Source organism: Streptomyces sp. NPDC056224 (genome assembly GCF_042267665.1).
Lineage (GTDB): Bacteria > Actinomycetota > Actinomycetes > Streptomycetales > Streptomycetaceae > Streptomyces.
In genome coordinates this window covers 318,183-330,795 of the sequence record NZ_JBHJTK010000002.1, presented here as the reverse complement: position 1 = coordinate 330,795, position 12,613 = coordinate 318,183, and the positions used below count along the sequence as shown (strand labels likewise).

Genomic DNA, 12,613 nt, shown 5'->3' with positions numbered 1-12,613 from the left:
GTGAAACTGCTGTGGTGCGGTCAGGGCATGACCACCCTCGTCGAGATCTACGACGACGGTGTCGAGAAGGATGCGGCCGACTACCTCGCGCTGATCGACTGCGGCGGCAGCCCCACCTACGGGATGGATGCCGTCAACCACATCAAAGACAAGGTCGCGAAGAGGAAGACAACACCCAAGAAACTCGATCTGGTCGTCATCTCGCACCAGGACGACGACCACAACGGTCTGCTCGGCGCGTTGGGCAAGGAACTGAAGACGCTCGACGCCCGCGTGGACAGCGTGCATATCGGCGGACTCTCCTGGATCCAGGGCAACAAGGATTCGGTGACCGAATTCCTCGCAGCCGTCAAGTACGCCGGGACTGCAGTCGTTTTCGATGCGCCGGCGCAGAGCAACTATCCTGACGGGGGCGGCACGCCCACACATTTCGCCGTGCACAAGGACGTGAAATTCCGTCTCCTGATCTCGAACCTGGAGGTCCCCGGCGCGACGGCCGACATCGTGAGGAACGGGTCGTCCGCAGTGGTGGTCGTGGACAACGGGATCAACACGGTCGTACTTCCCGGTGACGCGACGTTCCAGACGATGCTCGCGATCAACACGAAACTGGGTGGGGCGCAGTTGACGCCCCAGGTCCTGGCGCTCGAGATCCCGCACCACGGCGCGCTGCGGACGGCGGTGGAGAACTACGCCTCGGGGAAGAAGAAGACGGACCTCACCTGGACGATCGTCAATGATTTCGCCACCAAGGTGATGAAGCCGAAGAGCGTGGGGGCGAGCGCCGGCCCGTGGAACTCTGACAATCACCCCGTACAGGAGGTGATCGATGTGTTCATCGGGACGACTGAAGCCGCCCCGTCCCACACCTACGTGGCTTTCATCTTCTTCCAGAAGAAGACCATGATCCAGTGGGCCACCGTCACCACCGATCGCGCGGTGGAAACCACCATCCGGCAGCTGGTTCTGCACCAGAAGAAGAGGAAGCTCAATGCGCCGCCCGCGGCGGCGGGGGCCGATTTCGTCGTCGGCCACATCGTGTACCGGCTCACGGGTGCTCTGGGTATGCGGCCGGAGGAGATGGTGGAATTCCGCCCGTTCCGGACGTTCAGGATGCACGGGCCGGATGAGGACGTCGTCCAAGCTCCGGAACCCTAGGCAGGCCACATGTCACTCGACGGCATCTACGACGCGTTTCTCAACGCCGTATCGTCCGGCCGGCTGCGCGGCGACGCACCCGCCGGGCTCTCCGGTCTGCTGGGTTCGCTCGGCGTCGACCAGCTCGAGGTCCGTGGTGGACAGGTGTCCATGGGGCCGGACAGCGTCTGGCTGACGGCCACCACGGAGTATCTCCAGACTCCGTGGACCGTGCGGCTCACCGGGACTCCGCAGGCCGGGACCGCCGTGGCGGCCCTGAGGCTCGAACTCGGCAGTACGACGGCGACCACGACCTGGACGTTCGAGGGTGCGTTCGGCGAACTGCCGGGCAGTCGACGCCCCACCAAGGGCACCACCGGCGGACTGACCCTCGGGGCCGGCGTGCTCGGCCCGCTCGTCCTGGAGCAGCCCGCGGTCACCGCCACGAACGTACCGACGGGCACGCAACCGCGACTGTCCGGCACCCTGCTGATGCGTGGCAGCGTCTCGGTGCCCGGCAGCGACATCCTCGCCGGGTACGCCGCCTTCCTGGGCGACCGGCTCTACGTCGACGGTTCCGTGACGTTCCTGCCCGACGCGCCACCGGTCCTCGAACTGCGTGCCGTCGCACCGGGCGTGCGCCTGCAACTCGCCCAGTTGGACGTCTCCGCGGTCGGTCTGAAGCTGACCACGGACTACCCGGACCCGTACCCGCTGCCCGCCGCGGGGGCGCGCCGGTCGGCGGTCCTGTTGTTCGCCGACGTCACCCTGCCGACCGAGCCGGAGGAGATCGTCACCGTCAGCGGCCCGCTGGTCTTCGGAGACTACGTCTGGCCGCTGTCCATCGATTTCGCCACCCCGCTCGGGCTGGAGCAGGGAATCCAGGCCCTGATCGCGATGACGGGCGCGGAGGGCACGGACTTCACGCTGCCCAGCGGCATCGCGCCGATCGACGTGTTCGGCCTGAAGGGGCTCGGCTTCGGCATCGTGCCGGCTTCCGGCAACCCCGGCCCCGGCCCCGGCCTCGGCCTCGGCCTGTCGTCCACCACGGTGCGCATCGAGTCGAAGGAGCCGTGGGACCCGCCGGTACCCTTCCTGACCATCGATCAGGTCGGCACCAGCTGGGTGTTCAGCTTCGATCCGGCCGGCCGGACGCTCGTCACCGGTGCGGTCTTCGGAACGATGCGGTTCGGCGAGAAGAACCGCTCCTCGCTGGGCGCCGCGGGCCCGTACGTCCTGGCGGCGGAACGTGGCGGCCCGACGGGATCCGGTCTGGACGACATCGTCGTGGCCGTCCAGCTGACGCTGCCCGAGCTGGCGTTCACGGCAACCACCAAGGAGCCGTTCGACATCCCGATCTCGGAGGTGTTCCGCGCCTTCTTCGGCGGTGACGGACCGCCCGTGGGCGCCGGTCTGACCTGCGATTCGCTGAACGTCTACGCCTCGCTGCTGCGCCACGAGTACTCGGCCGCGCTGGCCGTCAGCGGCGACTGGCCCATCACGGCCGGCAACGTCACCTTTGCGCTGATCGGGTTGCAGATGCAGGTCCAGGTGTCGCAGAACAGCGTCTCGGGCCTGATGGTCGGCAAGGGCGAGATCGCGGTTCCGGACGCTGCGCCGATCGAGCTGCTGGCTCAAGCGGAGTACCCGGGCGACGGTTCCTGGGTCTTCAGTGCCATGATGGCCGGCGCCGTCGACCTTCCGCGTCTGGTCTACGGCCTGCTGGGCCAGGAGCCGGCCCCGTGGGTGAACGAGATGGCGATCGAGCTGGCCGACCTCGGCGTCCGGTTCAGCACGGCGCCCGGCTACCCGTACACCGCCTCCGGCACCCTTCGGGTGACGGTCGGCGAGACGCTGCTCGGTATGTCCTTGCGGCTGCTCCTGACTGCCGACATCGAGCGCAGCCTGCGCTCCACGCCCGCTGACGAGCACCTGGCGGTCGCCCTTCGCGGCACCGCGCTGGTGGACCCGCTGACGGTGCTGACCGGAAGCCTGTCCGGATCCTTCACGCTCAACAAGCTGGAGATCACCGCCTCGGTGTCGGTCACCGACGCGGGCAAGGACTACACCTTCCAAGTCGCCTACGACAAGCTCTCCTTGAGCGCCGCGACGTCCTGGATCGGCGAGGGGACCGACCGTCACCGGATCCTCACCCTCCGCCTCGCCGGCACGCTCGGCGAGCTGGTCACGTCCCTCGTCGCGCTGGCCAACCCGAACGCGACGTTCCGGCTCGACCCGCCCTGGGACTTCCTCAACAGCGTCGACCTCACCGGCCTGGAACTGACCATCGACCCGGTCAAGCAGCGGGTCGCCGTCAAGCACGACCTGAAGCTGGACCTCGGATTCGTCAAGATCCGCTCCATCGGCCTGAGTTACGACCGATCGACCGGAAGCCCCGCGGTGAACATCGCACTCGATGCCCAACTCCTCGGGGACAGCGCCGCCAAGCCGGTGACGTGGGATCCGGTCACCCAGGCGCCACCCCAACCCGCGGGCCTCGGGCAGAAGTTGTTCTCCCTGCGCTATCTGGGCCTGGGTCAGCACGTCTCGCCGAAGAACCTCACCGGGTACACCAGCATCTCCGCCGTGGTCGACGCGATGGTCGCGGCGATGCGACCGGTCGATCCCGCCGCCGGCAAGCCGCCGATCAACCCGGCGACGATGGTGTTCGACGCGTCCAGCCAGTGGCTGTTCGGTATCGATGCCACGTTCATGGACACGGTCGCGCTCAAGCTGGTGATGCACGACCCGGACCTGTACGGCATCCTGCTGGCGCTGAGCGGCCCGCGGGCCGGCTCGCTCGCCGGGCTGAGCTTCGAGCTGCTGTACAAGAAGGTCACCGACGACATCGGAGTCTTCCACGCCCGGCTCCAGATCCCCGACGCCTACCGGCAGTTGCAGTTCGGCGCGGTGTCCGTGACGCTCGGCGTGATCACCGTGGACATCTTCACCAACGGCAACTTCCGGATCGACCTCGGATTCCCGGCAGACCGTGACTTCACCAACTCGTTCGCGATCGAGGCCGGCATCTTCAACGGCCGCGGCGGCATCTACTTCGGCGTGCTGAACGGCGCCACCTCCAGCCGGGTTCCGCGCATCACCGACGGGACGTTCAGCCCGGTCCTCGAACTCGGTGTCGGCCTGTCCATCGGCGTCGGACGCACCTTCCAACGCGGCCCGCTCCAGGCCGAGATGTACGTCAACCTCGTGGTGATCTTCGAGGGCGTACTGGCGTGGTTCCACCCGGACGAGGACGGCGGGAGCACCGAGCTCTACTACGCGTGCCGGGGCACGGTCGGCATCGTCGGCCGGCTGTACGCGACGGTCGACTTCAAGATCGTCCGGCTCGACCTCAACCTGCAGATCTCCGCCATGGCGACCGTCGAACTGGCCGCGTACCGGGCGACCGTCGTGGCGCTGAAGCTCTCGGTGCGGGCCAGTGCCAGCGTGAAGATCCTGTTCTTCACGGTCTCGTTCTCGTTCTCGCTGACGCTGGAGACCTCGTTCACGATCGGCTCCGACAGCACGCCGCCGTGGCGGCTCGCCCCCGGCGTCGCCGCCCGCGGCCTCACGGCACGCAGAGCACGCGCCGCGGGCGCGCTGGGAGAGCAGCCTGCGTACCGGCTGCACTTCGACCCGGACGCGCACGTCTTCCCCGACGGCCGGCCACGGACCGCGGACCTCACCCTCGTCCCCGCCTACACCGTCGCCAACGTCCCGGTCGACTGGACGGGCCGGACGCCGCCGTCGAACGAGGACCCCGACTACCGCCTCGTGGTCATGCTGCTCGCCGACAACGCCGTCCCGGTGGACGCGGTCACCATCGCCCACGCCGAGCGGCCCGACGTGTCGCGCAACCCGCGCGCGGACACAGCCGCCGACACGTCGTTCAACCGGCTCGCCGACGGCCTGCTGCGCTGGTCCCTCGACGCGCTCGGCGTCTCCTCGCCGACGGTCACGCTCGACGAACTACTGGAGCTGGTCGAGCAGCTGGCCCTGGTCGAGGCCGAGAACGACGGTTTCACCTGGACCAACATCCAGGGTTTCCTCACCAACAACATCCATCTCCGGATCAGCGGCACCCCGGCGGGTGGGGGCACGCCCGACGACGTCTCCGGGACGCCGTTCCCGATGATCCCGGTACTGAAGTGGACCTCGACCGGCCTGCCCGACCCGGCCGACCGGGACCGCGACTTCGCGACCTACCGGCAGATCGACGCGACGTACGAGGCCCAGGCGATCGCCTACTTCGCCGAGCTCGACCCGGCCCCGCCGGGCGAACGAGCCGGTCGACCCCGTGTGGCGGACGAGCCCGGCGAGTCCATGGCGACGTTCGTACTGCGCGATTACCTGCGCATGGTCGCCCGCGCCGGCGCTCAGGCCGCCGTGAACCTGCTGACCGCCTTCCCGCACGAGGTGGAGGAGAAGGACTCGCTCCACTCCATCGCGGCGGGCTTCGGGACGGCCACCACGTCGTACGAAGTCGCCGCCCGGGACACCGCGGACCACCTCGCCTCCTCCCTCGGCGTCTCGGCGGCCGAACTGCTGGCGCTGAACCCCGGCCTGCCGGAACGGCTGACCGCCGCGCGGGCCGGCGACACGCTCGCGGTCACGCTCGGCATCACGGCGCAGTCGATCGCCGTCGCGAACCCCGACTGGCCCGTCGTCGCGGACGCCCCGGTCACCCTGGGCACGCTGCCGGTGCAGGTCGGCGCGGGCCAGTCGCTCGGTCAGCTGGCCCACGCCTATCAGGCCGACCCGACCGCGCTGCTCGACCACCTGCGCGACGCCACCCCGCTGCTGCGCGCAGGCGCGACCGTGCCGCTGCCCGGGTTCGTGCACGCCGGCCTGTCCGTGGACGACACCGCGGCGGTCTTCTACGTCCGGCTCGGGCTGACGCTGCCGAACGAGGTGCCGCTCGCCGACTGGTACCAGCAGGCCGTCGACCGGCTCAACGGCAACCCGGCGCAGCCGCTGCCCCCGACCCTCAAGGTGCCCGTCGCCTACCAGAGCACCGCCACCGTCACCTGGACCACCCTGCCGGGCGACACCGTCCTCGATGTCGCCGCGTACGCCGCGCTGATCCAGAACGTCGTGTCCGGCACGCCGTTCGCCCACTGGCTGGAAGCGGTCCGCACGGCGAACGAGCCGGTCGGCCCGGAGGGCGTCCGCCTTCCGGCCGACGCCGCGGCCGTGGTCCTGCCGGGCGACACGCTCCGCTCGCTCCAGGACCGGCTCCTGCTGCCCACGGATCGGTTCGACACCTACGCCACCGCCGCGGACGCGCTCGTACCTCTGGTCGGCGTCGAGGTGCCGGGCGCGCGCGGCACGACGGCCCCCGGTCTCACCCTGCTGACGCTGGCCCAGCGGTACGGGCTCGGGCTCGAGGACCTCGCCGGGCGGATGGCCTTCGACACGGGCGTGCTGGCCGCCCAGCCCAAGCGGCGGCTCACCGTGCCCGACGTGCCCGCGATGGCCGTGGACGAGCTCATCGCCGCGATGCACGACGGCCCGGCGATGTCCGCCGTGAGCGGCCAGGTCGCCCGGTTCGCGCTGGGCGGGCTGCGTCTGCCCGCGCCGGTCCGGGTCGACGGCGAATACCACGCCACCGGGCCGATGACCGGCGGCTACGAGCTGATCGGCCAGCAGGTCACCGGCCCGCCGCCGCCCCCGGCCGGATCCGGGGACCCGGTCGTGACCATCACCGTCGACAAGGCCGTCCCCGCCGACTGGCTGACCTTCGCCGACTCGGCCGTACACGACGGGGTGATCCGGCTCGACGCTGCCGGGGCCGACGACGCGGTCATCTCGATCACCGCCGCCGACCTGCGGGAGAAGTACCCGGCGACCGGACTGGTGCCCGTCGTCGAGAGCCCGGTCGCGGCCCTGCCGCTCTCGCACGAGATCGGCGCGCGCCACACCGTCACGCAGGTGATCCCGTGGCAGACGACCACCACCGTCCAACTGCCCGCCGAACCCTCCGGCCCGCCCTCGCTGTGGCCGCTGCCGAACGACCTGATCGCGCGTGCCGGGTCGGACCGCAGCGGCTCGGAGTTCCTGCTGGAGCAGACGACACCACAGACCGGCGCGGATGCCCGCTACACGGAGCTCGGCTGCTACGCGTGGGCGACGCTGGTCTCGTTCACCGTCCGCCGCGTTCCGGGCCTCGCGGGAACGGTCGAGGTGCTCGGAGCGGACACCGCCGACCGGCAGCGGATCGCGCAACTCCTGGAGTACCTGCAGAGCATTCCCGAGAAGCCGGCGACCGGCTCCTTTCCGCCGGCGCCGCCCGGCGAGCGCCCGCTGCTCACCCTGCTCTGGCAGCTTCCGCCGTCACCCGGCCTCAGCCCGGGTCTGACCTCGACACCACTCGTCGCCGACCGGACCTTCATCGTCCAGACGAACCTGTCCACCGAGACGCGCAGCGGTCCCGCGGCCGAAAGCGCCACCGCGGGAACGCATTTCGCGGCCATCGCCGACTGCGAGCGGTTCCTGACGCTGCTGTGGGAGTGCAGCGTCGTGGGCGGGGGCGGCTACTGGATGCAGTACCGCGGCGAGGTGCCCGACTCGATCTTCGACCAGGACGGGCTCGCCCGGCTGTCGCTGCTGATCCAGCTCTCGTCGCAGTGCGGTGCCGCACCCGACCGGCACCTGTTCGCCTTCACCAACGTCGCGGTGGTCGGCGACGGGGTGGATCCGGCGTCGGTCGCCCTCGCCGCGCGCGCGGTCAACCCGCCCGAGCTGCGGCCCGTGGCCTCGGTCGAACCCGGTCAGGTCGGCTTCGCCGCGCGCTTCGCCAACCCGCAGGCCGACGACACCCCGCAGGGCCGGCTGCGCCGTCTGTACGGGCTGCTCGGCTTCCAGCTGGACCCGACGACGGACTTCCGCGGCAGCGTCGAGGGCCGGGCGGTGTCACCGAAGCCGGCGGACGCTGCCGACGAACTCGGGTTCCTGGTGGCGAGCGAGGCTGCCGAGGAGGTCTGGGACCTGACCCGGATCGTCGACATCAGCCGGTTCGCCGTGCGGCACGCCCCGGCCGTACCCACGGCACCGACCCCCGAGGGCAACCCGTACGCCGGCATCACCGCGGGCTCGGAAAGCCAGGTCTCGGTGTGGTTCCAGGACGTGTTCGGCAACCGGTCGGGCAGTCCGGACAAGACCCCCCTGCCCGTCCGCTACACCGACCCGGTCATCGGCGTCGGCGCCTGGCCGTCGACCACCCTCCGCTACACCGTCGAGCCGTCCGGCGTCCTGGCGGACCTCGCCGTCGACGTCGACCTCCAGGCCGTCGCCTACCAGCCGGGCGCGGCCGAACCCGGCAGCGCGGCCGCCGAGGCGGCGATGCGCGACCGGGACCGCCTGGTGCCGGTCTACTACCAGGTCGTCCAGCCCGACGTGCGGGCCGCGCTGCTCACCTCGCTCCAGCAGGAGCCCGGATCGGAGCCCACCCCGCTCCTCGTCGACGTGGCCGTGCTGGGCCGGTACGTCGTCGGTGCCCACGCGCTGCTCGGCTCGCTCGCAAAGACCTCTTCCGCGCCCGCCGCCGACGCCGCGACCCTCGACGGCCTGTGCACCACGTACGGCGTCGGCTTCGACGAGCTGGGCGCGGCGAACGCGGACACGGCCGTCGGCGGCATCCTCGACGCGGGTGAACTCGCGGTACCGGTGAGCGCGGCGTTCCGCAACCAGGACACGATCGCAGGGTTGTGCGACGCCGTCGATCCCCCGCTCGACCCGGAACAGGTGCTGCTCGACCAGGACAACACCGTGCTGCCGCTCAATCCGTCCGTCGAGCTCGTCACCCCGCCGCGCGAGGCGGTGGTGCCGCCCGACTCACCGCCGGCGGACCGTCTCGCGGCGGCGCTGCACTGCACCCTCAAGACGCTCGTGACGGCCAATCAGGACCGCCCGGGACTGCTCACCCCGGGGTTCGTCTTCGACTGCAACGGTGTCAAGGTCCAGGTCTCCTTCGACCGGCCGGCCAGCGAAGCGACGCTGGCCGGCGTCGAATCGGCGTTCCGGGACCTCGGTGTCCCGTTCGACGCCGCGCAGGTGGTGTCGCTGAACGCGGACAGGCCGGGCATGTTCCGTGCGGGCACGGTCCTTGAGGTCACCGGCTACCTCGTCGAGAGCGGCGACACCCTGCGCGACAACCGGGCGGGCCTCACACCCGGCCAGCTCGCACCGCTGAACACCACGACCGTCGACCTCTTCACCCCGGGCACCCCGGTGTTCCTCACCACGACGCCGACCCCCGTACCAGCGGGCGACACGCTCGGGCACTTCGCCGCCGTCAACGCCACCACACCCGGCGCGCTGTTGCGGCACAACGGCTCCGTCGCCCTCTCGGCCGGCTCTCCCCCGGTCGTGCCCGGGATGTGGGCCTGGCCTTCGGACCCCGGCGCCCTACGGGTGCCGTACACCGTGCGCGAGGGCGACTCGCCCGACGGCATCGCCGCGCACTTCCCCGGTGCCGGCCTGGTCGAGGTCAACGCCGGGATGCCGGGGACCATCGCGTCCGGCGTCACCATCACGGTCGGCGGCGACTCGGTGACGACGGCGGCGCCCGCCTCGTTCGCCGAAGTCTGCGCGCTGTTCGGCCCGCCGGTCGACCTCGCCGCACTCGCAGCGGCGATCGGCGAGCGGACCGACATGCTCGCGACCGGAGCGCTGCTGGTCTGCCCGCCCGGCGTGCTCCCCGCGCGGTCCGCGGCGGCCGGAGTGACACCGCAGGAGGCCGCCCGGCCGTTCGGTGTCACCGCGGTCGCGCTGCTCGCCGCGAACGCCGGCACACCGGGCCTGCTGCTGCCCGGGCAGGTGCTGCGCGGGCAGCAGCCGGGCGCGGACGGCACCGCGCCCACCGAGACCACCGCGGCCTGCGACACGCTGACCGCCGTGGTCGCGAGGTTCCGCCGTCGCGGCGTGACGACCGGCGTCGATGCCATCGTCGCGGCGAACGCCGACACCGGATTCCTGCGGCCCGGCGCGCGCGTGGTCGTCCCGCCGGCCACCGCCCGCCTCACCGGCCGGCTCGGCAGGTCGACGCCGGAAGGCGTCCAGTGGTCGTTCCCCGAGCCCGTCTTCCCGGTCACCGTGGCGCTGGACCTCTTCCGCGAACCCACACTGGTCGACCCGGCACTCGCCGCGACCGCGACGCGCGAGGTGACCGCCGTCCCCGCCGGCCGCGCCCCCGACCCCGCCCAGAACGATGCGCTCACCCTGGCGGCCTTCGCCGAGCAGGTCCAGCGGGCGGTGCCGGTCCTGCGGCTGGCGACGGCGCCCGGCCGGACGTCCGACACCGATGTCTGGGCAGTCCTCTTCGGCACCGGGGGCATCGAGAGCGTCAGCATCGAGCCCCCGATCGAGGTCGCCGGCACCAGGCAGCCGCGCACCTTCGCGATCCGCCCGCTCACCACCACCCTCATCGCACGGCAGCACGTGTACACCCCCGGGTTCGACGTCCGGACCGGGCTGCTGACCGAGGGGCAGAGCCGCGACTACCAGGGCATCGACCTCGAGCTCTGGGCACAGGGGTTCCTCGCGGACGTGGAGCTGCTGCTGTCGGCCGCGTACGTCCAAGGTGCGTACGAGCTGGGCCGGGACGTGCTCGACGGGATCATCGGCATCAAGAAGACACTCGCCGGTGCCGTCGCGGCGGGCCTGGACTACGTCCTCGCCGGGGAGGGGCCGGACGCCGGATCCGATCCCAAGCGCGCGGCGGCCGTCGAACGGCTCCGTCAGGAGCTGCTCGTCTCGCTGACCCGCGGCTACGCGACCTCGGCCGTGGTCCAGTACGACACCAGTGCGGCGTCCCCGTGGACCGACCAGTACGCGCGGCTGTCCGGTAACCCGGTCGTCGGCTACGGAGGCGTCCCGGCGGACCTGCGGACCGCGACGGTGTCGAACGGCAAGGTCGCGCTCACCGACGGCGACTCGCAGATCAGTTTCCTGGTCACCGTCCCCGACGTGGCCGAGCACGCCGTGCTCGACCTCACCCTGGACTTCTCCGGTGTCGAGCTGGAGTTCGGGATCGAGCGGGAGATCGAAGGGTACGAGCGGTCCGACTGGCTCACCTTCGTCACACCGCTCGCCTCCGGCTCAGTGCCCGCCCTGAACTTCGACCTCGGCGCGCCGCGGGTGCCGATCCCGCTGCGGGCGTACCCGCCGATGCCGATCCTGCTCGACCAGCACGCCGACGTCCCCACCTCGGCCGCCGAGCTCGGCGACGCGCTGTACTGGCAGTACCGGTTCTCGGTGCAGCACCAGTCGGCCGAGCAGGACACCGTCGAACTCCAGGTCACGTACAACCAGCCGACCCGCACGCCCGCCACCGCGCCGGCCGACGACCTGTTCGGTGCCCTGGCGCAGTACACGGCGGTCTGCGCTCCGCTGCTCGGCCTGCTCGCCGGGCTGACCGACCGGGACGGCGCCGGCCCCGACGAACGCACCGCCATGACGAACGCGCTGGGCACGTACCGGACGCTCGCCGCCGCCGTCGCGCAGGCCTGGACCGCGCACTGGGCAGACGGTCCCGCGCCGGTGCCGGCGGTCGCCGCCGCGGCCGGCGGGCCGGTCCCGGACGTCTACCGGTACGCACTCGGTCTCCACGCCGAGAACGGCTGGTACGCGACACTGCGGCTGACCCGCACGGTGGAGTCCGGCCCGGGCGGGGTGGGCTGGCCGGAGAAGATCGTGTGCGTCACGGCGGACGGTGAGCGCCACGATCTCACGCCCGTCGATCCGCAGGTGTGCGGGTGCACCGACGCCGGCCGCTGCCAGTGCTACGCGTTCCCGCTCCAGGCGGTCGAGGCGTTCACGCTGGTCACCTTCGAGCTCACCTTCCCGCGCGTCCACGTCGCCACGTACCAGAGCGCGTCGGCCAGTGCCCGGGTCACCCGCAACGCGCGGCTGCTCGGCGAGGGCTGGCCGGACACCGTGCCGTCCTTCGTCTACCGGACGCCGGAGGTCGGCTACCGCGAGCCGGTGGTGCCGTTCATCGACCTCACCGGTGCCATCGCCATCGGCCCCTGGGACCCGCCCGGCCACGATCCGCTCGCGCCGCTGTTCGACGCCGTCTTCGACGGTGATCCGGCCGACCGGACGATCGCGATCGGCGCGCGGTACGCGTACACCCTCGTCGCCGGCGACCCGCCGGTGTCGGCGCTGCTGCCGGTCGTCCAGTCGACCGTGGGAACGTACGACACGGCAACGGTCCCGACGCTCACGCAGGCACTCGTCGAGTGGAGCGAGCGCGAGCGGCCCGCGACGGAGGGCGGGGCCTGGGCCTTGCGGGTCAGCCTCTACTCCTCCGTCGACCCGTCACTTCAACGGCCCGTGTTGCAGCTCAAGCACGTGTCGTCCGAGCTCTGGGGCCGCTGATTCCATGGCAGTCCATCTGCCGTCCCACGCCACGGCGAACAGCAATCACGCCCGTGGGTCGGCATCCGCCCCAGCATCCGCCCTTACAACCAGTGGC

2 protein-coding genes are annotated in these 12,613 nt (G+C 71.3%); both read left to right on the top strand.

The window, feature by feature from the left end; translation table 11 throughout:
* Positions 1 to 27 precede the first annotated feature (27 nt).
* The gene (locus tag ACFCZ1_RS05505) at positions 28 to 1,158 is read left to right on the top strand and encodes an MBL fold metallo-hydrolase (RefSeq protein WP_376677048.1); all 1,131 of its coding nucleotides are present in this window, start codon (positions 28 to 30) and stop codon (positions 1,156 to 1,158) included.
* Between the two features lie 9 nt (positions 1,159 to 1,167).
* Positions 1,168 to 12,516: a hypothetical protein gene (locus tag ACFCZ1_RS05500; RefSeq protein WP_376677047.1), complete on the top strand. Its 11,349-nt coding sequence runs from the start codon at positions 1,168 to 1,170 to the stop codon at positions 12,514 to 12,516.
* Positions 12,517 to 12,613 lie beyond the last annotated feature (97 nt).